General features: G+C 69.9%; 22 protein-coding genes. 8 read left to right on the forward strand and 14 right to left on the reverse strand.

Going from position 1 to position 24,052, the window contains the following annotated elements; translation table 11 throughout:
- Positions 1–68 precede the first annotated feature (68 nt).
- Entirely contained in the window at positions 69–2,663 is a 2,595-nt protein-coding gene (locus tag OG285_RS20595) for a bifunctional FO biosynthesis protein CofGH (protein ID WP_371791814.1), read from the forward strand.
- Positions 2,664–2,778: 115 nt separating this feature from the next.
- Here the strand turns inward: OG285_RS20595 and OG285_RS20600 are convergent, their stop codons facing one another.
- Together OG285_RS20600 and OG285_RS20605 are read right to left on the reverse strand one after the other, a co-directional pair.
- On the reverse strand, positions 2,779–3,177 hold the full coding sequence (locus OG285_RS20600) for a hypothetical protein (protein ID WP_371791815.1): 399 nt from the start codon (positions 3,175–3,177) through the stop codon (positions 2,779–2,781).
- Entirely contained in the window at positions 3,174–3,458 is a 285-nt protein-coding gene (locus tag OG285_RS20605) for a hypothetical protein (protein ID WP_371791816.1), read from the reverse strand. Before OG285_RS20605 ends, OG285_RS20600 begins: the two co-directional genes overlap by 4 nt.
- A 240-nt stretch (positions 3,459–3,698) precedes the next feature.
- Between OG285_RS20605 and rox the strand changes: the two genes are divergently transcribed.
- On the forward strand, positions 3,699–5,150 hold the full coding sequence (gene rox / locus OG285_RS20610; protein WP_371793575.1) for a rifampin monooxygenase: 1,452 nt from the start codon (positions 3,699–3,701) through the stop codon (positions 5,148–5,150).
- Between the two features lie 71 nt (positions 5,151–5,221).
- Here rox and OG285_RS20615 read toward each other — a convergent pair whose 3' ends face one another.
- From OG285_RS20615 to OG285_RS20625, 3 genes are read right to left on the reverse strand one after another with little or no spacing between them, the layout of a single operon-like run.
- Entirely contained in the window at positions 5,222–5,416 is a 195-nt protein-coding gene (locus OG285_RS20615) for a DUF397 domain-containing protein (protein ID WP_371791817.1), read from the reverse strand.
- Positions 5,413–5,622 carry a DUF397 domain-containing protein gene (locus OG285_RS20620; RefSeq protein WP_371791818.1) on the reverse strand — a complete coding sequence of 70 codons (210 nt, stop codon included), beginning with the start codon at positions 5,620–5,622 and terminating at the stop codon, positions 5,413–5,415. Before OG285_RS20620 ends, OG285_RS20615 begins: the two co-directional genes overlap by 4 nt.
- A complete protein-coding gene (locus tag OG285_RS20625) occupies positions 5,619–6,443 on the reverse strand; it encodes a helix-turn-helix domain-containing protein (protein ID WP_371791819.1) in 825 nt (274 codons plus the stop codon). Before OG285_RS20625 ends, OG285_RS20620 begins: the two co-directional genes overlap by 4 nt.
- A 145-nt stretch (positions 6,444–6,588) precedes the next feature.
- On the opposite strand from OG285_RS20625, the gene OG285_RS20630 reads away from it, so the two are divergent.
- Positions 6,589–6,897, forward strand: a complete 309-nt coding sequence (locus OG285_RS20630) for a hypothetical protein (RefSeq protein WP_371791820.1) — start codon at positions 6,589–6,591, stop codon at positions 6,895–6,897.
- A 170-nt stretch (positions 6,898–7,067) separates the two neighbouring features.
- Here OG285_RS20630 and OG285_RS20635 read toward each other — a convergent pair whose 3' ends face one another.
- Positions 7,068–7,769 carry a DUF4232 domain-containing protein gene (locus OG285_RS20635; RefSeq protein WP_356828206.1) on the reverse strand — a complete coding sequence of 234 codons (702 nt, stop codon included), beginning with the start codon at positions 7,767–7,769 and terminating at the stop codon, positions 7,068–7,070.
- A 357-nt stretch (positions 7,770–8,126) separates the two neighbouring features.
- On the opposite strand from OG285_RS20635, the gene OG285_RS20640 reads away from it, so the two are divergent.
- Both OG285_RS20640 and OG285_RS20645 read left to right on the forward strand, forming a co-directional pair.
- Positions 8,127–8,762: an AAA family ATPase gene (locus tag OG285_RS20640; protein ID WP_371791821.1), complete on the forward strand. Its 636-nt coding sequence runs from the start codon at positions 8,127–8,129 to the stop codon at positions 8,760–8,762.
- A gap of 101 nt (positions 8,763–8,863) precedes the next feature.
- Positions 8,864–9,979 carry an ADP-ribosylglycohydrolase family protein gene (locus OG285_RS20645; RefSeq protein ID WP_356828210.1) on the forward strand — a complete coding sequence of 372 codons (1,116 nt, stop codon included), beginning with the start codon at positions 8,864–8,866 and terminating at the stop codon, positions 9,977–9,979.
- Positions 9,980–10,067: 88 nt separating this feature from the next.
- Here OG285_RS20645 and OG285_RS20650 read toward each other — a convergent pair whose 3' ends face one another.
- Together OG285_RS20650 and OG285_RS20655 are read right to left on the reverse strand one after the other, a co-directional pair.
- The gene (locus OG285_RS20650; RefSeq protein ID WP_356828212.1) at positions 10,068–11,651 is read right to left on the reverse strand and encodes a sodium:solute symporter family protein; all 1,584 of its coding nucleotides are present in this window, start codon (positions 11,649–11,651) and stop codon (positions 10,068–10,070) included.
- Positions 11,652–12,018: 367 nt separating this feature from the next.
- Positions 12,019–12,846, reverse strand: a complete 828-nt coding sequence (locus OG285_RS20655) for an SDR family oxidoreductase (RefSeq protein WP_371791822.1) — start codon at positions 12,844–12,846, stop codon at positions 12,019–12,021.
- A gap of 91 nt (positions 12,847–12,937) precedes the next feature.
- On the opposite strand from OG285_RS20655, the gene OG285_RS20660 reads away from it, so the two are divergent.
- Positions 12,938–13,864 (forward strand): hypothetical protein, encoded by a 927-nt coding sequence (locus tag OG285_RS20660; protein ID WP_371791823.1) that lies wholly within the window; start codon positions 12,938–12,940, stop codon positions 13,862–13,864.
- A 105-nt stretch (positions 13,865–13,969) separates the two neighbouring features.
- Here OG285_RS20660 and OG285_RS20665 read toward each other — a convergent pair whose 3' ends face one another.
- From OG285_RS20665 to OG285_RS20675, 3 genes are all read right to left on the reverse strand, one after another.
- Positions 13,970–14,179, reverse strand: a complete 210-nt coding sequence (locus tag OG285_RS20665) for a DUF397 domain-containing protein (protein ID WP_356828218.1) — start codon at positions 14,177–14,179, stop codon at positions 13,970–13,972.
- Between the two features lie 189 nt (positions 14,180–14,368).
- On the reverse strand, positions 14,369–15,226 hold the full coding sequence (locus OG285_RS20670; protein ID WP_356828220.1) for a helix-turn-helix transcriptional regulator: 858 nt from the start codon (positions 15,224–15,226) through the stop codon (positions 14,369–14,371).
- A gap of 244 nt (positions 15,227–15,470) precedes the next feature.
- Positions 15,471–16,184, reverse strand: a complete 714-nt coding sequence (locus tag OG285_RS20675) for a GPP34 family phosphoprotein (RefSeq protein ID WP_356828222.1) — start codon at positions 16,182–16,184, stop codon at positions 15,471–15,473.
- A 193-nt stretch (positions 16,185–16,377) separates the two neighbouring features.
- On the opposite strand from OG285_RS20675, the gene OG285_RS20680 reads away from it, so the two are divergent.
- Positions 16,378–18,807, forward strand: coding sequence for a D-alanyl-D-alanine carboxypeptidase (locus tag OG285_RS20680; protein WP_371791824.1), 2,430 nt, complete (start codon positions 16,378–16,380; stop codon positions 18,805–18,807).
- A gap of 272 nt (positions 18,808–19,079) precedes the next feature.
- Positions 19,080–20,852 (forward strand): MFS transporter, encoded by a 1,773-nt coding sequence (locus OG285_RS20685; protein WP_356828342.1) that lies wholly within the window; start codon positions 19,080–19,082, stop codon positions 20,850–20,852.
- Between the two features lie 54 nt (positions 20,853–20,906).
- Here the strand turns inward: OG285_RS20685 and OG285_RS20690 are convergent, their stop codons facing one another.
- Genes OG285_RS20690 through pgsB form a run of 3 tightly spaced genes read right to left on the reverse strand, consistent with a single transcriptional unit; the run spans position 20,907 to position 24,049 of the window.
- Positions 20,907–21,995: an NlpC/P60 family protein gene (locus OG285_RS20690; protein WP_356828226.1), complete on the reverse strand. Its 1,089-nt coding sequence runs from the start codon at positions 21,993–21,995 to the stop codon at positions 20,907–20,909.
- Between the two features lie 9 nt (positions 21,996–22,004).
- Positions 22,005–22,487 (reverse strand): poly-gamma-glutamate biosynthesis protein PgsC/CapC, encoded by a 483-nt coding sequence (locus OG285_RS20695; RefSeq protein WP_073738471.1) that lies wholly within the window; start codon positions 22,485–22,487, stop codon positions 22,005–22,007.
- A complete protein-coding gene (gene pgsB, locus OG285_RS20700) occupies positions 22,484–24,049 on the reverse strand; it encodes a poly-gamma-glutamate synthase PgsB (protein ID WP_371791825.1) in 1,566 nt (521 codons plus the stop codon). Before pgsB ends, OG285_RS20695 begins: the two co-directional genes overlap by 4 nt.
- Between the last annotated feature and the right edge of the window lie 3 nt (positions 24,050–24,052).

Raw genomic sequence — 24,052 nt, forward strand, 5'->3', positions numbered from 1 at the left:
GCGTAACGCGAGGTCACGCCGGGCACGGCGCCGCAGACAGTGCGAAATCACGCTCGTATGCTCGAACCATGACTGATCCGCAGCCCGCAGTACCCACCGCAAATGCCATGCGCCGCGCGCTCCGGCGGGCCAGGGACGGGGTGGCCCTCGACACTGCCGAGGCTGCCGTGCTTCTCCAGGCACGCGGTGACGACCTGCGTGACCTCGCCGCGTCGGCGGCGCGCGTCCGGGACGCCGGTCTGGAAGCGGTCGGGCGGCCCGGAGTCATCACGTACTCCCGCAAGGTGTTCATCCCGCTGACCCGCCTCTGCCGGGACAAGTGCCACTACTGCACGTTCGTCACCGTGCCCGGCAAGCTCAAGCGGGGCGGCCACGGCATGTACCTCTCGCCCGACGAGGTGCTGGAGATCGCCCGCCAGGGCGCCGAACTCGGCTGCAAGGAAGCGCTGTTCACGCTCGGTGACCGCCCCGAGGAGCGCTGGCCCGAGGCGCGCGAGTGGCTGGAGGCCGAAGGGTACGACGACACCCTGTCCTACGTACGCGCCATGGCCGTCCGGGTCCTGGAGGAGACCGGCCTGCTGCCGCACCTCAACCCGGGCGTCATGTCCTGGACCGACCTCCAGCGGCTCAAGCCGGTCGCCCCCTCGATGGGCATGATGCTGGAGACCACGGCGACCCGGCTGTGGAGCGAGCCGGGCGGCCCGCACCACGGCTCGCCCGACAAGGAGCCCGCTGTACGGCTGCGCGTCCTGGAGGACGCCGGACGTTCCAACGTCCCCTTCACCACCGGTGTGCTGATCGGGATCGGTGAGTCGTACGAGGAGCGCGCCGACGCCTTCTTCGAGCTGCGCAGGGTCGCGCGCTCCTACCACGGCGTCCAGGAAGTCATCGTCCAGAACTTCCGGGCCAAGCCCGACACGGCGATGCGCGCGATGCCCGACGCCGAGCTGGAGGAGCTGGCCGCCGCCATCGCGGTGGCCCGGCACGTCCTCGGCCCGTCGGCCCGACTCCAGGCCCCGCCGAACCTGGTCGACGCGGAGTACGCGCTGCTCATCGGCGCCGGGATCGACGACTGGGGCGGCGTGTCCCCGCTGACGCCCGACCACGTCAACCCCGAGCGCCCCTGGCCGCACATCGACGAGCTGGCCGAACGGACCGCCGCAGCGGGCTTCCAGCTCCGTGAACGGCTCACCATCTACCCGGAGTTCATCCAGCGCGGCGAGCCCTGGCTCGACCCCCGGCTCGTGCCGCACGTCCGCGCGCTGGCCGATCCGGAGACCGGCCTGGCCCGCGACGGCGTCAAGCCGTCCGGGCTGCCCTGGCAGGAGCCCGACGAGGGCTTCACCGCCACCGGCCGCACCGATCTGCACACCACCATCGACACCGAGGGCCGCACGTCCGACCGCCGGGACGACTTCGACGAGGTGTACGGGGACTGGGACGCCCTGCGCGAACAGGCGGCCCCCGGCATGGTCCCGTCCCGTATCGACACCGACGTCAAGCAGGCCCTGGACCAGGCGGCCGCGGACCCGACCCAGCTCACCGACGACGAGGCGCTCGCCCTGCTGCACGCGGACGGCCCGGCGCTGGACGCACTCACCCGGATCGCCGACGGACTGCGCCGTGACGTGGTCGGTGACGACGTCACGTACATCGTCACCAGGAACATCAACTTCACCAACGTCTGCTACACCGGGTGCCGCTTCTGCGCCTTCGCCCAGCGGCGCACGGACGCCGACGCGTACACGCTCTCGCTGGACCAGGTCGCCGACCGGGCCGCCCAGGCGTGGGACGTCGGCGCGACCGAGGTCTGCATGCAGGGCGGCATCCACCCGGACCTGCCCGGCACGGCGTACTTCGACATCGCGAAGGCAGTGAAGGACCGCGTCCCCGGGATGCACGTCCACGCGTTCTCCCCGATGGAGGTGGTGAACGGCGCGACCCGCACCGGCCTGTCCATCCGCGAGTGGCTCACCGCGGCGAAGGAGGCCGGCCTCGGCTCGATCCCCGGCACGGCGGCCGAGATCCTGGACGACGAGGTCCGCTGGGTCCTCACCAAGGGCAAGCTGCCGACGGCAACCTGGATCGAGGTCATCACGACCGCCCACGAACTGGGCATCCGCTCCTCGTCCACGATGATGTACGGCCATGTCGACCAGCCCCGGCACTGGCTCGGCCACTTCCGCACCCTGGCGGAGATCCAGCGGACCGCGCTGGCCAAGGGGGTGGAGGGCTTCACGGAGTTCGTGACGCTGCCCTTCATCCACACCAACGCCCCGGTGTACCTGGCCGGGATCGCCCGCCCCGGCCCGACGGCCCGCGACAACCGCGCGGTCACCGCGATGGCCCGGCTGCTGCTCCACCCGTACATCCCCAACATCCAGACCAGCTGGGTGAAGCTGGGCGCGGAGGGCGCGGCGGAGATGCTGCGCTCCGGGGCGAACGACCTGGGCGGCACGCTGATGGAGGAGACCATCTCCCGTATGGCGGGCTCCAGTTACGGTTCGTACCGCTCGGTCCAGGACCTCATCGCCATCGCGGACCTGGCGGGCCGCCCGGCCCGCGCCCGGAACACGCTGTACGGACCGGTCCCGGAGGAGCGGATGCAGGCGGCCCGGTCATCGGACGGACACCTGCCGGAGCTGCTGCCGGTACTGGACTGAGGCGGCCGTATCCCGCTCTCCGTCCTCCGCCCGTAGCGGAGGGCGGAGAGCGGGCGGTGTTACGTGATGGGGGCGCCGCCCCGGCAGTGACCCGGGCGGCGCCCCGGGGGTGCGCTCAGTGGAAGCCCAGCATTCCGGGTGAGTCGATGTCGACGGTCAGGCTGCCCGGCGGGTAGTCGCTCTCGCGGCCGGTCAGGATGATCGACATTCCACCACTCTCCTGATGGGGTGTCGCTACGTAGAGCGCGTGACAGGTGTCGGAGCCGCCCCAGCCGTCCCGGACCATTCCGCCGACCGTCGCTGCTGCTGTCTGGTCGAGGGGATCGACCAGAACACCCGGAAGCGCCAGCACATTGCGTGCGAGGCCCGCGTCGGACGTCTCCGCCTGCATCAGACACAGCGCGGGGACGTGCAGCCAGTCGCCCGGTGTCCCGGCCACGTTGCCGGCCAGGAGGTGCAGCGCACGATGACCTTGAGCGAGCGCCGTCACCGCACTGGTGTCGAGGATGATCACGCAGCCTTGCCCCGCTGTGCGTGCACCTTCTCGGCCGCGAGCGCGTACACATTGGCCAGGACGTCAGGGCCCTGGTCGAACTCCTCGTCGGTCAGGGTGCAGCCCATGCGCTCACGCAGCACCTTGCGGGTGGCCGCGACGCGCTCGGCGACCTGGGCTGCGGTGGGCTGCTGGGCAGCTAGTTGATCAACGAGCTGGCCCAGGCTCAGACCTCGTTCCTTGGCCAGCTCGGCGAGGTGGTCGCGAGTCTCTTTCGGCACTTGGATCGTCGTTGTTGCCATAGGGAGACTATAGGCGTCCCATGGTGGTGATGCGGTCGCCTCTCACCAGGGCTTGCCTGTGATGCCGCGAAGGGGAGGGAGGAAGGGGCCGGAGGAATACGCACTCCTTGCCACTCTTAACTTATAGCGCACTGGGGGGCTTGCGGCAAGGCCCCCGTCATGGCGCAGAATCGCCCCTCGAAGCCGGACCCCGGGGAGTCGGCTTCCAGGAATTCAACGTGGGCGAAATTGGGGGTTGTGATGATCGACGTGATCATTGCCGGCGGCGGACCGACCGGCATGATGCTGGCCGCCGAGCTGCGGTTGCACGGGGTACAGGTGCTCGTGCTGGAGAAGGAACCGGCGCCTGCCGCGTATGTCCGCTCGCTCGGCCTGCACGCGCGCAGCATCGAGGTGATGGACCAGCGCGGCCTGCTGGAGCGGTTCCTCGCGGAAGGCAAGAAGTATCCGCTCGGCGGCTTCTTCGCCGCCATCAGCAAACCGGCACCCGACCGGCTGGACACCGCACACGGCTATGTCCTCGGCATCCCGCAGCCCCTCACCGACCGCCTGCTGGCCGAGCACGCCACCGAGCTCGGCGTCGAGATCCGGCGCGGCTGCGCAGTGGTCGGGCTGAGCCAGTCCGAGGACGGTGACGGGGGTGCGGACGGGGGCGGTGTGACCGTCGAGCTGGCCGGTGGTGAGCTGCTGCGCTCGCGCTACCTGGTGGGCTGCGACGGCGGCCGCAGCACGGTGCGCAAACTGCTCGGCGTCGGTTTCCCGGGTGAGCCCAGCAGGGTCGAGACGCTGCTGGGCCAGATGGAGGTGACCGCTGCGCCGGAGACGGTGGCCGCCGTGGTGGGCGAGGTCCGCAAGACCCAGCTGCGGTTCGGCCTCGGGCCCTCCGGGGACGGGACGTACCGCGTCGTCGTGCCCGCCGAGGGGGTGTCCGATGACCGCACGGTCCCGCCCACGCTCGACGAGTTCAAGGAGCAGTTGCGGGCATTCGCCGGTACCGACTTCGGCGTGCACTCCCCGCGCTGGCTCTCCCGCTTCGGCGATGCCACCCGGCTGGCCGAGCGCTACCGGTCCGGACGGGTGTTTCTGGCCGGTGACGCGGCGCACATCCACCCGCCGACCGGAGGGCAGGGCCTCAACCTCGGCATCCAGGACGCGTTCAACCTTGGCTGGAAACTGGCCGCCGAGATCGGCGGCTGGGCACCGGACGGCCTGCTGGACAGCTACCACACCGAACGGCACCCGGTGGCCGCCGCCGTACTGGACAGCACCCGGGCGCAGATGGAGCTGATGTCCACCGAGCCGGGTGCGCAGGCCGTGCGCCGGCTGGTGTCGGAACTGGCGGACTTCGAGAACGTGAACCGGCACCTGATCGAGAAGATCACCGCGATCACGATCCGCTACGACTTCGGCGAGGGCCACGAACTGCTCGGCAGGCGGCTGCGCGACGTGGAGCTGAAGCGCGGCCATCTGTACGGGCTGATGCACGCGGGCCGCGGCCTGCTGCTCGACCAGACCGGCCGCCTCTCGGTGGAGGGCTGGGAGGACCGGGTCGACCACATCATCGACGTCAGCGAGGAACTGGACGCCCCCGCGGTACTGCTGCGGCCGGACGGCCACGTGGCATGGGTCGGCGAGGACCAGCAGGAGCTGCGCGACCAGCTCCCGACGTGGTTCGGCGCTGCCACCGGCTGAGCGCGCGCTCCCGGCCACGGCCGCGTTGAGGACCACGGGGAGCCGTCAACGCGGCCGTATGGACGTGGAGTTCAGCGCCCGGCGGTGAACTCCACGAAGGCGGTCCAGGCGGTGTCGGGGAAGACGAGCGCGGGGCCGGTGGGGGCGGTCTTGCTGTCGCGTACGGGGACGAGGCCGGGGTAGTCGTGTGCGACCTCGACGCAGTTAGTGTCGCCCCCGTCGCTGTGACTCGACTTGCGCCAGGTTGCGACGGACAGGTCGGTCACGAGCTCTGCCTCCGGACGTTGTGGATGAAGGCGGTCCAGGCAGAAACCGGGAAGACGAGCGCGGGGCCGTTCGGGGCGGCCTTGCTGTCGCGTACGGGGATGAGCCCAGGGAAGTCGTCTGCGACCTCGACGCAGTTCGTCTGGCCTCCGTCGCTGTAGCTCGACTTGCGCCAGTGAGCGGTGGAGAGGTCGGGCGTTCGGTTCATGATCTGTGCTCCTCCAAGACGCCCCGGATAAACGCCAGCGAGTCCGACGGGGACAGCGCCAGATCTCGGATCCGATCGTAAGCCAGTCGGTAGCTGGTGACCTTGTCAGGATCATCGATCAACTCGCCGAATCCATTGCCCTCAACGTAGGCAACAGAACTGCCGTCCGGCTGCCACAGGACGGAGAGATGGCTTCCCATGAGCCCGTGCACGCCTGAACTGAAGGGCAGTACTTGCACGACGACGGAAGGGAGTTGCGCGACCTCGATCAGGTGCTCCAGCTGTTCCCCCCACACCTTCGGGTCGCTCGACTGACGCCGAAGTGCCACCTCATCCAGGATCACGCGCACGTGAGGCGTTGGGGAGCGGTGGAGTATGTCCTGACGGCTCATCCGCGCGGCGACCTGCTCCTCGACCAACTCGGTGCCGCCCTCATTGGTCTGGGCTGCCGACAACACCTCGCGAGCGTAGTCCTCGGTCTGGAGAAGCCCCGGTACGGCCAGCTGGAACATCCACATCACGCACGCCGAATTCTCCAGCCGCATGAACTCCTTGTATCTGTCCTTGAAGACCTCCCTCCGCGCCACCTTCCACAGCTGCACCAGCAGCCCCCCGGTCCCGTAATAACGGTCGAGGTCCTCCATCACCGCACGCTTCGAGAGCCGCTGGCTCACCTCCAGCCGGTACAGGTAGCTCTTGTCGTACCGTGTCTCGGCCGCCAGCTCGCTGAGTGATTTGCCTGCCTTCTCGCGCAGGTACCGCAACGCGCGTCCCAGGGCCGCGCGCCCCGACTCCTCTTCCGGCTCGGCGAGTTCGGACATCGGTCCCCTCCTGTTGCCGTGCGCGACGGCAATCGCGCGTCTCTTTCCGAGCGTAGGGCCAGGACGTAATCATCGGGACACGAACGGTAATCACCGCTCGTCAGTGAAGACCCGAACTTCCGATCCCCCCTGTGAGGCGCCGAACATGCCCGATTCCCTGCTCCGGCTGCTGCCCTGGACCAGTCCCGAAGGCAAGCCCTGCTACCTCAGCACGGACAACCCGCGCAGCCTGCTGTCCCGGCTGGCCGACGATGTGGAGGATCAGCAGATGGACTCGGCGGAAGCGGTGCTGGCTGGTTCGCGTGCGGTGCTGGCCGATCAGGCGGCGGGGGAGCGGGCCGTACGGTTCGCGCTCACCCGGGCCACCGAGTCGCTCGGGGACGTGCTCCGTGTCGCGTACAGCAGGGGTGAACGGATCGAGGGCGGCGGCTGCGGGGACGGGGATGAGGAGTAGCACGGTCCCGGCGCCCGCCTGCCCCCCCGGAAGGCTCCGCCAGGACAGTGGTGTGGAGGCGGACCGCGAGGTGGTCGCATCGTGTGGCCCCGGGCCGCTGCCGCCCGCTGTCCCCCGTGGTCGCACCAGGTCAGCGGGCGAACTGCACTCACGTTCTCAGCACGTAGTCCTCAGGACGCGCCGCCCTGACCCGCGCTTCCGAGCGGGCCGATCTTCACGGGGGAGCCGCTGCCGTCCGTGACGGGCAGCGTGCGCTCGCCCGGCCAGTTGAGCGTGACCGACTTCGTCTCGTCCGGCGGGGTCACCACCAGTCCCGTGATGCGGATGCCGGAGCCGCCCGTCTTGTTGAACGGGTAGTTGATGGGGAAGTCGATCGCCTTCCCGTTCTTGAGGACGGTCGAGATGGTCTCCTGGCCGGTGCGCTTCGCGGACAGCGGCCCGTAGGTGGTCTTCAGGTCGACGCCCGCGTACCCGGAAATCGCGCAGTCCCGGCCGCTGGTGTTCGTCAGCTCCACCACGACGGTGGCGTCGGCGTCGCCCCCGATGGTGTTGTCCGTCGCCGTGATCTTCAGGTCGTCGGTGCGGCACTTGCCGCCCTTGCCGCCCGCGCTGGAGCCGGACCCGGCAGCCGTACCCGTCCCGCTGGAGCCCGACCCGCCGGACTTCGTACCGGTGGAGTCCTTCCCGCCCGCCTGATCCGAACTGCCCGAGCCCGAACCGGTACCCGACGAGGACGCGGCGGACTCGGTGGACGCGGCGGACCCGGACGACGAGTCGCTCGCTGCCGCGCCGCCGTCGTCGTTCTGGCAGGCCGTGAGCGAGAGACCCGCGGCTATGGCCAGGGCCGCGAAGGTGAGCTTGTGAACGCGCATCGTTTCTTCCTCAGTATCGGTGGGCAGTGCCGGCTGCTCGGTACGGGTCGGTACGAGCGGGCGTTTCTGCACACTGGGATTGCCCCGGCCCGGCGAATCGTTCCGCACAGCCGCCTCCTAGGACATTCCCGTTACACGCACAGCCAGGCACCACGCCCACCACCACCGGGCGGCACCGTGCCCGGACTCGCCGTCGCCTCGTCAGCAGGGCGGTTCCCACCACCGTTCCGCATCTGTGAGCGGCCACCGGCCGCTGGGACAGACCCGTAACCCGGCGGATCTTGACCGCAACCGGTGGCATGCCCTCCTCAACCCGCCTCGCCTGCTGTCCGGATGAAAGCCCCTAGGGTCGCTGCCATGCGAGATGTACGGGTGGTGTTGATCGGCGGGACGTCGAACGTCGGGAAGTCGACCGTCGCCCAAGTGGTCGCGGACAGGCTCGGGTTCGGATACCTGTCGACCGATGGGCTGGCACGGCATCCCGGGCGGCCCTGGCGGACGCCGGAGCGGGAGGTGCCGGAACATGTCGCCGAGCATTACGCGTCGCACACCGTCGACCAGTTGATCTCGTCCGTCACCGAGCACTATGAACGGCTCTGGCCCCGGATCCGGGAGCTGATCACGGAGCACGCGGCCGGGCACCGCGCGGGAGGGGGTCTGGTGCTGGAGGGGTCGGCGCTGCGGCCCGCGCGGGTCGCCGGCCTGACCGTTCCCCGTACGGCCGCCGTGTGGCTGACCGCGAGTGAAGCCGTCATCCGCGGCCGGGTGCGGAAGGCCGGCCGCTACCGGGAAGCGGCGGACCACGAACGGCTCCTGATGGACCGGTTCCTGGCCCGCGGGGTCCGCTACCAGGCGCTCATGCTGGAGGACGCCGACAGGCTGGGTCTCGACCGTATCGACGCGGGCAGCGGCCGGACCGCCGGCGAGCTGGCCGACGCGGTGCTCACGGCGGTCGGCACGCAGTACGCGATCGGGCGGTCGGCCCACCGATGACGCCTGGTTACGGCGTCCCGCACCGGCTCGCGGACAGCCGGTCAACGCCGCCCGGATCGCGCTCTTAAACGGTCGATCGCGGTCGATTAGAGTGCTTCGCCATGAGCGCATCAACCACTCCCCTCTGGGGCCGCACCGAGCAGCAGGACTTCCGCAGCCGGGTGCGCGGATGCCTGCTGGGAGGTGCGCTCGGCGATGCGCTCGGGGCGGGTGTCGCGGGGCACGGGCTCGACGCGATACGCGAGACCCATGGCGCCGGGGGCCTCACCGACTTCGTCGCCGTGTACGGCAGGCGCGGGGCGGTCACGGCCGCGACCCAGCTCTCGCTCTTCACCGTCGACGGTCTGATACGCGCCCAGGTCCGGCGGGACACGGGCGCCTGGCATCCGCCGACCGACGTGTACCGGGCCCATCTGCGGTGGGCGGCGACCCAGCGCGACTGGGGCCCGGACGAGCGCCGCAAGGACAACGGATGGCTGGCCTGCGAGGAGTGGCTGTACACGCGCCGCGACCCCGCGCGGAGCTGTCTCGCGGGGTTCGGCGACGAGGTGATGGGCACTCTGGACAAGCCCCGGAACCCGGAGGCGCGCGACGCGTCGGCCGTCAGCCGTTCCGCGCCCTTCGGGCTGCTCGTCGGCTGGGAGCCGGCTCTTGTCTTCCAACTGGCCGTCGAATGCGCCGCGCAGACCCACGGCCACCCCACCGGCTACCTCAGCGCCGGGGCGCACGCCGTCATCGTGCACGGGCTCGCGCGCGGCGAGAGCCTGGACGCGGCGGTGCAGCACGCGCTGGGGCAGCTGACTCCGCGCCCCGGCCACCAGCCGGTCACCGACGCCCTTCAGCACGCGCTCGGCGCCGTACGCCAGGGGATGCCCAGCCCGACCCGGGTCGAGTCGCTGGGCGACGGCGAACTGGCCGAGGACGCACTCGCGATCGGGGTGTACTGCGCCCTGGTCGGCGAGGACGTACGCCACGGGCTGCGCCTCGCCGTGAACCACAGCGGACCGTCCCAGGCCACCGGCGCCATCTGCGGCGGCCTGCTGGGCGCCCTGCACGGCGAGACCGCACTGCCGCCGGGCTGGCTGGCGGAGCTGGAGGGGCGCCCGACCATGCTCCAGCTCGCCGACGACTTCTCCATGGAGATGACCCAGGGCCCGGCGCTGCACAGCCCGGCGCTCACCACCCCGGCCTGGCTGACCCGCTACCCGAGGGGCTGACCGGCCGGAGAGCGCGGCGGGGCCCGCCCCCTCCGGGACGGACCCCACGGCTGCGCACGCCCCCCCCCGGGACGGGCCCCCGTACGTGTCAGCCGTCCGCGCCCTCGCGCCCCGGCACCTTCGCCCCGTCCGCGCCGCCCTGCGCCGGTACGGTCGCCGCAGCCGCCCCGCCGGGTCCGTCGCCGTCCAGGTTGACCTTCGCGATGATCGCGTCCCGCTCGGGTGTGTCCTCCGGCTTGACGAAGCCGATGAGGATGTAGAGCACCAGCGACACCGCCAGCGGCAGCGACACCTGCCACTCCAGGGCGACATCCGCGTTGGCCGAGCCGTCCAGGTGGTAGTTCGTGAAGTAGAACGCGAGCAGCCCGGCGGCCCAGCTGACCAGCGCCGCCGTCGGCCCGGACTTACGGAACGAGCGCAGCAGGCCGAGCATGAACGGGATCGCGATCGGCCCCATCAGACCGGCCACCCACTTGATGACCACCGAGATGATGTCCTTGAACGTCGGCGAGTTGATCTGGGTCGCCAGCGCCATGGACAGGGCGAGGAAGCCGAGCGTCGAGATCCGCGCGGCCAGCAGCCCCGTACGGCTGCTCCACTCGCGCGCGGACCGGGACATCGCCGGGGCGATGTCCCGGGTGAAGACGGCGGAGATGGCGTTCGCGTCCGACGAGCACATGGCCATCGTGTGCGAGAAGAAGCCGACGACGACCAGGCCGAGCAGCCCGTGCGGCAGCAGCGACTCGGTCATCAGGGCGTACGCGTCCGACGCGTCCGGCTTCTGCGCGTGCACCAGCAGCGGCGCGCACCACATGGGGAAGAAGAGGACGGCGGGCCAGACCAGCCAGAGGAGTGAGGAGAGCGTGGCCGAACGGGTCGCGGAGCGTGGGGAGTCGGTGGCCATGTAGCGCTGGGCCTGGTTCCACATGCCGCCGTTGTACTCGAAGGTCTTGATGAAGAGGTACGCCAGCAGGAAGGTCATCGTGTACGGGCCGGCCGTCGGGTCCGCGTGGCCGCTCGGGAGCTTGTCCCAGATCGTCCACAGGGCGCTGAAGCCGCCGAGCTTGCCCATGGCGGCGACCAGCATCGCGACACCGGCGATCAACTGGATGATGAACTGCCCCAGTTCGGTGAGCGCGTCGGCCCACAGGCCGCCGACGGTGCAGTAGACGGCGGTGATCACGCCGGTGATGAAGATGCCCTGGGTGATGGTGATGCCGGTGAAGACGGAGAGCAGGGTGGAGATGGCCGCCCACTTGGCACCGACGTCCACGATCTTCAGCAGCAGCCCGGACCAGGCCAGCGCCTGCTGGGTCGGGAGGTTGTAGCGGTCCTTGAGGTATTCGAGCGGTGAGGCCACGTGCAGCCGGGAGCGCAGCCGGTTCAGCCGGGGTGCGAAGAGCTTCGCGCCGATCCCGATACCGATGGCGATCGGGAGCGACCAGGTGACCATGGACGTGAGTCCGTACTGGTACGAGATTCCGGCGTACCCGGTGAACATCACCGCGCTGTAGCCGGACATGTGGTGGGAGATGCCCGACAGCCACCACGGCATTCTGCCGCCGGCGGTGAAGAAGTCGCTCACGTCGTCGACCCGCTTGTGGGACCAGAAGCCGATCGCGATCATCACGCCGAAGTAACCGATGAGCACGGTCCAGTCGAGACTGTTCATGTGCCCCCTCCAGGGGTCCGCCTGTACTGAGTTCATCTCGATGAACCGCGATGGAACCTCGATGAACGGGAAACGCTTCGCCAGTACGTCGATCGGGCGGCGCCCCCGTGCGGGACCGGGGGCTTCACGGATTGAACCCTCTGTGCCAAGGGCCGGTCAAGGGTTTCAGCGATCACAGATATGAACGCAGATCAGTAAGCAGAACGATTTTACGTCCTCTTGACCTTCGGACCCGTTGCTCTCGGAGTGACGGGGGCCACACCATGAGCGGGCACTTCGCCAGCGGCAGCCAACCGGAGGCAGAACGGCAGGACCGCACGGGATGCGGGTCCCGTGCGGTCGAGAAGAGGAGGCTCGACTGACGTGTTCAGCGCATCAGTTCACCGGCGTTGACCAGCAGGGACTGGCCGGTGATGGCCCGCGCGCGGTCGGATGCGAGGAAGATCGCGGCGTCCGCCACGTCGCCGTCCGTCGCCAGTTCGGGCAGCGCCATCCGGCCGGTCAGCCGGCTGAGCACCTCCGCCTTGGGGACGCCCTCGGTGTGCGCGGTGAACTGGACGAACGCCTGTACCGGCGGCCCCCACATCCAGCCGGGCAGCACGGTGTTCACCCGGATCCGGTGCGGCCCCAGCTCGCGCGCCATGGAGTACATGGCCGAGGTGAGTGCGCCCTTCGACGCCGCGTATGCCGCCTGGTGCACTTCTGACGGGGCGGCCACCGACGACTGTGTCCCGACGATGACGACCGCCCCGCCCCGCTGTTTGAGTCCGGGCAGGCAGGCCCGCGTCATCCGCAGGGTACCGAGCAGGTTGACGTCGATCACGCTCTGCCAGGTGGCGAAGTCGGCGTCCTGGAGCCCGCCGAAGTAGCTGTCCCAGGCGGCGACATGGACCACCGCGTCGATCCCGCCGAACCGCTCGACCGCCAGCGCGGCGAGCGCGTCGCACTGCGACTCGTCGCCGATGTCCGTGGGCAGGTGCGCGGTCCGGCTGCCCGCGGGGTCGATCTCGGCGGCGGACTCCACGAGGTTCGCCCCGGTGCGCGCGCCGAGTACGGCGTTCCCCCCGTCCCGCACGACGGCGGCGGCCACCTGGTGGCCCAGCCCGGCCCCGACGCCGGACACGACGACGGTCTTTCCCGTGAGGGGCGCGTCCGGCGCTGCGGTGGACCGGGACTCCGCGGGGCGGCTTTCCATGGTGGGGCCCTCCGGGCTCTGGCAGATTGTCTGACGGAGCGTCAGAGTAGTTCCGTCCGGCGGTGTAGGGAAGAGGAAGGATGGGGTGCGGATGAGCGAGGAACCACGCAGCGGGGGTACGGGCGCCGGGGGTACGGGCAGCGGGAAGGCGGACGGCGGGGCGGCCGGCCGTGGGAGTGCGGACGGCGGTACGCGGGCCGAGCTGTACGGCGAGCTGGCGTCGGCCGGGCCGTACGGGGTGCGGCCCGGCCATGCCCTGATCACCATGGTGGAGCCCCATCCGGGCCACGAGTTCGCGTACAACCGGTGGTACGAGGACGACCACTTCTACGCCGGCGCCATGGCCATGCCCTGGATCTACTCGGGCCGCCGCTGGGTCGCCACCCGTGAACTCCAGCAGCTTCGCTACCCGGAGAAGTCGGCGGTCGCCCAGCCGGTGACGGCCGGTTGCTACCTCACGACGTACTGGGTGACCGAGGGCCGCTACGACGAGCACATGAAGTGGACCGTGGGCATCAACAAGCGGCTGAACCGGGACGGCCGGGTCTATCAGGACCGTACGCACGTCTTCACCGCGTTCCAGGACCACGAGGCGACGGTCTACCGGGACGGCGCCGCCGGACCGCGCGACTTCCACGCGCTCGACCATCCGTACGCCGGTCTGGTCGTCGAGGTCATCGACACCGAAGGGCCCGAGCAGCGGGCCGAGTTGCTGGAGTGGCTGCGGGGCAAGCGGCTGCCGAAACGGCTCGCGGGCGGCCCGGCGGCGATGGTGACGGTCTTCCGGCCGACGCCGCTGCCGAGCGACCGGATGGCGTACGTGAAGCAGGTGGAGGGGGTGGATACCCGGCTCACACTGCTCTGGTTCCTGGAGACCGACCCGAGGGAGGTCTGGGAACGCTGCTTCACCGGGCTCGACGGGGACCTGGTCGAGCGCGGCTTGGGGCGGGTGGAGCTGGTGGCACCCTTCATCCCGACCGTGCCGGGCACTGACCGCTACGTCGACCAGCTGCGCTGACCGGGATGTGTGCGGCGGCTGTTCAAGGGTGAGCCCCCTCGGCCGGGACGGCGATCCAGTCGAGAGGGCTCTTGTCCACGGTCGGGTTGGTCATCGGGGTCGGGGTCAGTCGAGAGTGGACGCGCTCTGGCCCACTTCGTTCACGAAGCTGTTCCAGGAAGCGGGAACAAAGGTGATCGACGGGCCGTCGGCGACTTTTGAGTCCCGTACGGCGATGGCCTGCGTAAGCGGTGACTTGACCTCGACACATGCACCGTTTCCCGTGGAATAAGAGGACTTGGTCCAGGTCTCGGTCGCGCCCTGCTGAATTGCCATGTTTGCTCCGGTAAGCAGTGGTCGTTGCGCCAACGTTCTCGGTGGCGTGATCGACGCTACTAGCGAACTCCGCCGTCCGAGACGGCCGTTCACTCGACCGGATGCTTATGACGCCTCAGCCTTCCGCTCCTGTGCGGCTGGGGTGTACCGTGCCGACCCTGACTCCGGGAATCGGACATACTCGGCGATTCAGCGCGCGTAACCCTTTGCGATATCCATGATGAACTGCCGCGTCTGGTCCACGTTGAGAGCCTGTGCGCGCAGGTGCTCGTACATCACGCTGTACTTCTGCACATCGTGCGCCTTCTCCAGATAGAGGTCACTGGTGACGCCCTCGATGTAGACCACGCTGGAGTCCGCCGCGTCCGGGAATTCCAGAATGGCGTACTGCCCGTTGATGCCGGGATGCGCGCCGACGGCGAACGGCAGCACCTGCACGGTGACATGGGGGAGCTGGGACAGCTCGACGAGGTGTTCCAGCTGGGCGATCATCAGCTGCTCGTCGCCGATGACCCGGCGCAGGGCCGATTCGTCGATCACGACCCAGAGCCGCAGCGGGGACTCGTCGGCGCTGACCCGCTCCTGGCGGCGCAGCCGGACCTGGACCCGCTTCTCGATGTCGGACACCGCGGTCTCCGGCAGCGCACCCGCGATCAGGGCCTCCGCGTACTGCCGGGTCTGGAGCAGGCCCGGGACGACCTGCGGGTCGTACACGCGCAGGCTGGCCGCGTCGGTCTCCAGGCCGATGTAGACGCTGTACGGGATGTCGCCGAAGGCGTGCCACCAGCCCTGCTGGCGGGAGTCCTTGGCCATCTGCATCAGCGAGTCGACGATCCGGACGTCCTCGACCTCGTACACACCGCAGAGGTCGCGGACATCGCGCTGGCTGATGGAACGGCGGCCGTTCTCCAGGCGACTGATCTTCGACTGGGACACGAGCAGGCGCTCGGCGACCTCCTCGGCCGTCATGCCCTTGACTTCACGGAGCCTGCGCAGCTCCTGGCCGAGTCGGCGCCGCCTGACAGTGGGATTGACGTTGGACGCCACGGAACTGCACCTCCGGCTTGACGTACTGAGCCCCACCGCGACGTGCCGGTAGGTCTTACTTCTCAGCAGATTGCCATCAATGCGACGCGCTGCGCTGGGAAATGGCCAGAGAGTGAGCGCGCGGGGCCGGCGACGTGCCGGCCCCGCGCGCTCGTGTTGCGGCTCCCGAACCGGGTCTTGGGGGACATCGGCGCGGTGGCTCTGGTGCTCGTACTGCGGTCGAGCTCACCCGGTGCGGCTGGGCTCAGTGCGCCGCCACGCGGGCCATGGACCCGTGGTGCGACTGCATCGGCGCGGCGTTGCCCGGTGCCGGTGCGGCACGGCGCGGCTGTGCCGCCGCACCGTTCTGGACGTCCATGACCGCGTGGGCCACGAGACCGCCCATGGGGTCGTGTCTGATCAGGTCCCGGAGGCGGGAGCGTGATGAACGCCCCTCGTTGCCGGGGTAGAGGTGCTTGCCGAGCCCCACTGCGTGAGCGAGCGCGGCGAGCGCCGCGGTCCGCGGGTCCGGCGGTACGCCGGTGCGGATCGCACTGTCCAGCCGGGCTCTGATGTCCCGGCTGATCGCTGTCTCCGTCGCCTGGTAGCGAGTCGTCGGCAGCACTCCGCACATCTGGCCCGCCACGGCATGAACCATGCCGCACCGCTCCAGATGAGCGAGGTAAATCTGGCGGAGCCCCAGCCGGGGCCCGCCGATCCAGTGGACTGCCCGGACCGGGCTGCCGCGCCTGCGCAGCAGTTCCAGTGCGGAGTCCAGTGTCGGATCTCCTGTCGGCCGTGCCATCACCACGGCGATACGATCCCCGTCCGGGGCTATCCGTCCTGCCAGAGCCAGCTCCACTAGCTGGGCTCCGGCCAGGCCGAGGTCGAGCGACTGCGGCTGCGCTGTGGTACCCGTGGTCGGGTCCAGAGCGAGCAGTAGAAGCTCTTCCGGAATCGTTCTGCGGCTCCTGCCCATCCATGCCTCCCCGCGTGGATGAGTGACAGGGTGACCCCTCTCACATTGGTCTGTCGAGAGTGCCTGGGTGTTTTGTACTGGAATCTAGATGTATGTCGTTCTTGCGCGGTGCAGCGGTTAAGCGCCCACACAGGACACTGGTAGATGGTTCGGACAGGCGGGAAAACCCGCGCGGCGTATCCAGGAGGCATCGGTGGCGGGCGAGTCCCCCGACAGGTCGGAGCAGCGGAAGTCGTCAGAGGGGACGACTCCCGGTACGGGCGATCCGAGGCTTGCGGTCTTCCGCTCGGTGCCGGATCCGGAAGCAGGTGCGGTGTCCGGCTCGCAGTCGGGCGACGCCCGGCTGCGTGAGGCGGTGGCGGCCTGGGTCGCGGGCGCGGACGACCCGTCCGGAGGGCCGGGAGATCCGGACACGGCTGGTGCGGCTGATGCCTCCGGTACGCCTGGGTCCTCGGGGGAGTCGGGTGCCTCCGGCGAGGACGGCACTCCGGACGCCTCCGAGACCCGCGTGATGCCCGGAACTCCTGCCGACACGCCCGAAGCGGGCGACGAGGACGGCGAGACGGGCAAGGACGGCGCGGAGCCGGGCACGCTGACTGCGGGCGAGGGCGCTCAGGGCGCTGCCGACGCCGCATCCGCCCCCGGCGCATCCAAGAGCGCTCCGGAGGGCTCGGAGGCGCACACGGACGCTTCGGGCGGTGCGGACGGCCCTGCTGAGGCGGGCGCCGACGCGGCCTCTGGCGACGCACCGGAGGGTGACGCCGCCAAGACCGAGCCCAAGGCGGGGCTCAAGGCCGAGCCCAAGGCGGGGCTCAAGGCCGAGCCCAAGGCCGGGGCGGACTCCGGCGCCGACGAAGCGGGCCTGCCGGACGCGAAGCCGGACGCGAAGCCGGACGCGAAGGCGGAACCCAAGGCGGAACCCAAGGAAGACGTCGCAGACGCAAAGGTCGCCCACAAGGGCGAGCCGAAGGCCGAGGAGAAGTCAGGCAAGAAGGACGCCCCGGAGGCCGGTGAGAAGGACGCCCCGGAGGCCGACGGGAAGTCCGAGAAGAAGAACGCGCCGAAGGGCGACCCGGAGGCCGACGACGAGCCGGTCGATCAGCCCACCGGTATCTTCCGCGTCCCGTCCCGCCCGGTGGTCGACCAGCCCACCACCACGCTGAAGCGCAGCACCTTCGTGCCGCTGCGGCCCGACGACGTACCCGGTGAGCGGAGGAAGCCGAAGCCCGCGCCGGTCCCGTCGCCCGCCAGGCCTCCGGCCGAGGTTCCGGCCGCGACCGGCGCGGTCGGCGCCGCGCAGCCGCCCATCGTCGAGCCGACCCGGCAGGTGCCACTGCCTCCCAAGCCGCCGCTCGACCTCCTCGCCGAGCTGACCAACAGGCCGACTCCGGCGGAGACACCGACGCGCACGGTCGTCAGGCGCTTGAAGATCTGGACGCCGCTGGTCGCCCTGCTGGTGATCATCTTTGCAGCCGTACAGGCTTTCCGGCCGCTCCCTGACCCGAGCCTGACCCTGACCGCAGCACCGTCCTACTCCTTCGGCGGGTCCAAGGTCTCGCTGCCCTGGCCGAACGAGGGCCAGGGGCAGATCTCGGTGGCCGGGCTCGGCGCCGTGGACAGCTTCGGGGCCGAGAAGCCCGTGCCGATCGCGAGCATGGCCAAGTCGATGACCGCGTACCTGATCATGCAGGCCCACCCCATGAAGCCCGGTGCGAAGGGTGCCTCCATTCCCGTCGACGCCACAGCGGAGAAGGAAGGCCACTACGACAAGAGCGACAACGAGTCGACCCTCAACACCATCAAGAAGGGCGACGTCCTCTCCGAGAAGGACGCGCTCAGCGCGATCATGATCCCGTCGGCGAACAACGTCGCGCGGCTGCTCGCCCGCTGGGACGCGGGCTCGGAAGCGGCGTTCGTGAAGAAGATGAACGACACCGCCAAGAAGCTCGGGATGACGCAGACGAAGTACACCGACCCCTCGGGGCTGACCGCCTCCACGGTCAGCACAGCCGCCGACCAGGTGAAGCTGGGCCAGGAGCTCGTGAAGATGACGGCGCTGATGGACATCACCAAGCTGCCGAGCTGGACCGACCCGTCGGGCAAGACCTGGAACAACTTCAACCGGCTGGTCCCCTACAACAACACGCTCGGCATCAAGACCGGTTCCACCACCAACGCCGGCGCCAGCCTGCTCTTCGCCGCGAAGCAGCAGGTCGGCGGCACGACGCAGTACATCGTCGGAGCCATCCTCTCGCAGCACAAGACGCCGATCATCGACACGGTGAACGCGGTGAGCAAGACGGCGCTCCTGGCCACGCAGTCCGCGCTGACGTCGCGGAACGTGGTCAAGAAGGGACAGGTCGTCGGGTACGTGGACGACGGGCTCGGCGGACAGACCCCGGTCGTCGCCACCAAGGACTTCGAGGCGGCCGGCTGGGCCGGTCTGAAGGTCGACATCAAGATCGGCTCCGGCAGCAGCACGATCCCGCACACGGCGAAGGCCGGAACGGTCGTCGGCCAGCTGACAGTCGGCTCAGGTCCCGGCAAGGTGACCGCACCGGTCGCGCTCCAGAAGGACCTCCCCGAGCCCGGCTTCGGCGCGAAGCTGACCCGCGTCGGCTGAGCCTCCGGCCGGGGCGCCCGGCCGGGCGCCCGAGTGAGCACCCAGGGCTGCCCCCGCCGGCCTTCACGACCGGCGGGGGCAGCCCGTTTCGTACGTGTTAGCGTCGCTGGGCAACTCTGGGCGCGGGGACTGCGTCCTCCTTCGCAGGAGAGCGAGCCTTGGTGACCACTGCAGACCCGATACGTGAAGAAGGCAGAGAAAGCCCCCGTGACGGGGGCCGTACCGGCCTGCTCTCACGGGGTGACGGGCCGGGGCAGCGCCCCTCGGACCGGATGCCGTGGTCGTGGCTGGCCGCCCACCCCGTCGTCACCGCGACCGCCGTGGCCGCCGTCGCGCACATCCTCTGGTTCTTCTTCTTCGCCAACAGTGGCGGCGACCTCGCGGCGCAGGACGCCTGGGCCGAGTTCGTCGGCCGCCACCCGGCGTCCGCGTACAACCTCGCCTGGTACGGCGGGATGCACCCCGTCTCGTACAGCGTGGTCTCGCCGTATCTGATGTCCGTGCTCGGGGTCCGTACGACGATGATGATCGCCGGGACGGTCTCGGCCGCGCTGACCGCGCTGATCCTCGTCCGGCTGCGTGCCGTCCGCAATCCGCTGCTGTGTGCGCTCGCCGCCGACTTCGCGTTCCTCTGCAACGCGCTGTCCGGGCGGGTCACGTTCGGCCTCGGCACGATGTTCGCGGTGGGCGCGGTGGCCGCTGTCTTCTGCTGGCCGCGCCGGTGGCGCGAGCGCCGCTGGGCGAAAGCCTGGGTCGCCGCCCCGCTCGCCGGGATCGCGACCGCGAGCAGCCCGGTGGCCGGGCTCTTCCTGGGCGTGATCGCCGCAGCGCTGTTCCTCAACAAGCGGCGGCCCGGAGCCTATGCGCTGGGGCTCGCCCCGGTCGCCGTCGTCGCGCTGTCCGCCTGGCTGTTCCCGTTCTCCGGCACCCAGCCGATGTCGGTGGGCACGGCTTCGCTGCCCTTCCTGTACGGCGTGTTCATCCTCTTCCTGGTCCCCAAGGAGTGGCGGACGGTCCGGACGGGCGCGGCCGTCTACGCGCTGGGCGTCATCCTGACATGGCTGATCAACTCGCAGATCGGCTCGAACGTCTCCCGCCTGCCGATGGTCTTCGCCGGGGTGGTGCTGCTCGCGGCGCTGCCGTACACGGTGCCGAAGTCACGCAAGTGGTACGCGGTGGTGATCGCGTTCGTCGGGCTCAATGTGTGGATCGGCTTCAAGGGCGTCGACGACGTGGTGCGCACCGCCCCCGCCGCCTCCTGGACCCGCGAACTCGCCCCGCTGGTCAACGAACTCCAGAAGCACGGCGCGGACAAGGGCCGGGTCGAGGTCGTCCCGGCCAAGAGCCACCGGGAGGCGTCCGCGCTCTCCCCGTACGTCAATCTCGCCCGCGGCTGGAACCGCCAGGCCGACATGGAGCGCAACCCGCTCTTCTACGACGACACGCTCGACTCCGTCAATTACCGGGCCTGGCTGTCCCGCTGGGCGGTGCGGTACGTCGTCCTGCCCACGGGCACGCCGGACACCGGGGCCGGCCAGGAGGAGAAGCTCGTCCAGGACGGCCTGCCGTATCTGAAGCGGCTCTGGGGCGACCAGAACTGGCAGCTGTTCGCGGTCGACCGGCCGACGCCGATGGCCGATCCGCCGGGCACGGTGCAGCGCGCGGAGGAGGGCGAGCTGACCGTCCGGGTGCGGAAGCGGGGCCGGGTGCTGATCCGGATCCCGTACTCGCCGTGGCTGGGCCTGGTCGACGCCGAGGGCAAGAGCGTCGAGCCGCCGCAGGAGACGGAGGCGTCCAAGGGGCGTGCCGAGGGTGAGCCGAAGGTCTTCACCAACACGCACGGCTGCCTGGTGAAGACGGAGAAGGACGCGGACGGCGACGAGTGGACGGAACTGCTCGCCCCGAAGGCCGGTGTCTACCACCTGGCTTCGCCCTACCGGCTGCCGCGCGGGACACCGTGCCCGGACGAACTGCAGGACACCCTGCCCGCGGGCGGCCCGGGCCAGCACCTGACACCGGGCACCCCGGACTCGGGGCATCCCTGACCCGGCCGGCCACCCCTGTGACCCGGGGCGCCGGCAGGCGCCCCGGACCAGGTCTCAGATCCGCTTCGCGCTGCGCAGCGTCGCCGCGTAGTACCCGTTGCCGTCGAGGCGGGAGGTGCCGCCCTTGTCGCCGATGGTCGGGCCGTTCACCTCTTCCCGGCTGGAGACGAAGATCAGGTGGCCGTCCGCGTCGTGGCCCATGTACATGCCGACGTGGTCGAGCCGCTGCCCGGTCCGCTGGTCGAGCTTGAAGAAGACCAGGTCGCCGGGTTGCAGGACATCGATCGAGGTCGGCCGGTCGGCCGGTGTGATGCCCTTGAGCGGGATGACGTCGGCGCCCAGCTTGGAGCGGGCGATGCCGTTCGCGGTACGGGGCAGGCCGTCACCCTGGCCGTCCAGCGGGGCGAGCGGGTAGCGCGCGCGGTAGCCGAAGATCGTCCGCATGAACCCGGAGCAGTCCATCGCCCGGTACCGCGGTTTCTCCGGCTGGCGGGTGACACCGTTGCGGAAGGTGTAGGGGATGCCGAGGTAGTCGAAGAAGTCAGACTGTTCGAGGCGCAGGTCGTTGCCCTCGCTGCCGTCGGGGTTGATCGGCCCGAAGTTCGCGTCCCCCGCGTACGGGACGCCCTCGTCGTCCTTCTTGACCGGCGCCCCTTCCACGTACTGGAAGGCGAACGCGAAGAGGTCGTCCTCCTCGCTGCCGTAGTACTTCTTGAACCAGTCCTGGAACCACTGCTGCTTCTCGGCGCCCTTCTTCCACTTCTCGGGCATCAGCCGCACCCAGCTCTCGGTGACGACCCGGGACTTGGTGTTGGCGGGCTCGGCGAACGTGCGGGAAGGGCCGGTGAGCGTCGCGGTGCGGGCCGCGTCGGTGAAGGTGGCGAGCACCTTGCCGTCGGTGTCGCGCAGGACCGTGCGGGCGGGCGAGTTGAGCCGTTCCCAGGTCTTCCCGGCCTTCAGCGAGTCGCCCGCCGTGTGCAGCCCCGGTTTGTCGGTGACGGCCTGGACGGCGGGCGCCTTGGCCTGCTCGTCCTTGCGCAGCTCCACTGTGCAGTACGCGCTGCCCGCGAGCAGCGCGACGACGGCGGTGGCGTGCAGGACCTTGCGGCCGCGCTTCGACTGCTTGGTACGCGGAGCGGTCATGGGATCACCTCAGGCAGACGGAAGGGCGCCGAGCAGGATGCCGGCGGTCAGGACGACGTAGGCGAGGAGCGAGACCGAGCCGGTGGCCAGCAGCGTCGCCCCCTTGGGCTGGCGGACCAGCTGGTAGGCGATGAGGCCGGGAACGATGAAGCCCAGCGTCTGGTTCGCGTACATCAGCGGGAACTCCACCTGGAGCACGATCATCACCGTCGCCTGGAGGATCACCCCGGTCAGCACCACGGCGGAGAAGAGCCGCTTGCCGTAGAGGATGACGACCTTCTGGAGCAGCAGCACGGAGACGTAGGTGAGGACGGTGACCCCGACGACCATCGCGGCGCGCTGGAGATCCTCCACGAGCGTCAGCGCGAGCCAGCCGGGCGTGATCATGCCGCCGGGGGAGAGGTTGGTCGTCAGATAGCAGACCAGGGAGAACATCAGGCCGAGCGCGATACCGATGGCGGCGATCTCGGGCGTCAGGACGGTGGGGATCAACGGGGGTCTCCTGCGCTGTTCTGCCGGTTCTGCTGGTACGGGTCGTGCGTCTGGTGCGGGTGCTGCGGCTGGTACGGGACCGGGTACGTCTGGTCCGGGTACGCCTGGTCCGGGTACGCCTGGTCCGGATGGGACCCCTCCGGGTACGCCCGGCCCGGGTGCACGGCCGGTTCGAACATGCCGCGTGGCTGGGGCTGTTGCTCGTCCTGCTGGTACGACTGGTGGTGCGGCTGATACCGGTTCTCGTACGCCTCCGGGTAGGGCGCGTACGGGTCCAGATGCGGCCGGTACTGCTGGAGCGCCGCAGTCTCGTCGTGCCGGGGGTGGTCCGGGTCCTGCGGACCGTGCTGTTCCGGTACGGCCGGCTCCGCGTCCGGGGTCTCGTCGGGCGGGAGTTCGGCGAGGTGCTCCAGGAGCAGTTCGCCCTGGCCGTGGATGTTCCCGATGGCGATGAGCGAGGAGTCGGGGCCGAGCTGCCCGAGCAGCGCCGCCATGAACTCGTCCGGGTCACGCCGGTCGCCGCCGAGGTCGACCGCGCGGTCGCGCCACTCGGCCGGTATCGCGTCGATGGCGCTCTTCGCCGGGTGGCCGATGACGAAGACCTTGTCGGGCTGGAGATCGGGGATGATCTCGCCCATCTGGCCGTTGCGCTCGACGCGGTCGGGGCGGCAGTTGATGACGACGTGCAGCGGGCGGTGCACGGCGCCCAGGTCGAGCAGCTGGTTGACGTTCATCAGCGTCGACTCGGGGTCGTTGGCCGCGAAGACGTTGGCGAACCTGAGCTTCTTGCCGTCGGGCGTCAGATAGCGCTCGACGGAGAGGACACCCGGGTCCGGCGGGGCGTCGTACATCCCCTTGAGCGCCGTCTCCCGCTCCACGCCGAGGAGTTCGGCGACCTTCAGCGCGATGGCCACGTTCTCCTTGAACGTGAACCAGCTGAAGCCGCGCAGCTCCTCGTCGCTGACCGTCTCCGGGTCGGCGTAGACCAGCTCGCAGTCCCGGGCGTCGGCCTCCTCCTGGAGGATCGCGAACCGGTCGACCTCGGCGGTGACACAGATCCCGCCCTCCGGCATGGAGCGGCAGAGCGAGCGCGCCACGTCGTCCAGGGTCGGGCCCATCTCGGCCAGATGGTCCTCGCGGACGTTGCAGAGCACGCCGATCGTGGAGCGGATCAGCTTGGACTGGTTGATCTCCTGGAGCGCGGGCATCACCGCCATGCACTCGATGACCAGAGCCTGCGGATCGTAGGACGCGGCGCGGCGCACGATGCCGATCTGCTCCACCACATTGGCCAGGCCGAACTTCCGGTAGACCGGCTCCTCGGTGGCGTCGGGGTGGATGAACCGGGCGGCGGTGCCGGTGGTCTTGGCGACGGTCACCAGATCCCCGCCGCGCAGCGCGCCCGCGCAGAGCCGGGTGATGGAGGACTTGCCGCGGATGCCGTTGACCAGGACCCGGGAGGGGATCCGCTCCAGGTTGACGAAGTGGCGGCGCTGCTCGACGATGCCCGCAACCAGCAGGATCGCGCAGCAGACCACCAGCACGGTGTAGAGGAACAGCACGGC

This window comes from Streptomyces sp. NBC_01471, from assembly GCF_041438865.1.
Classification (GTDB): Bacteria; Actinomycetota; Actinomycetes; order Streptomycetales; family Streptomycetaceae; genus Streptomyces.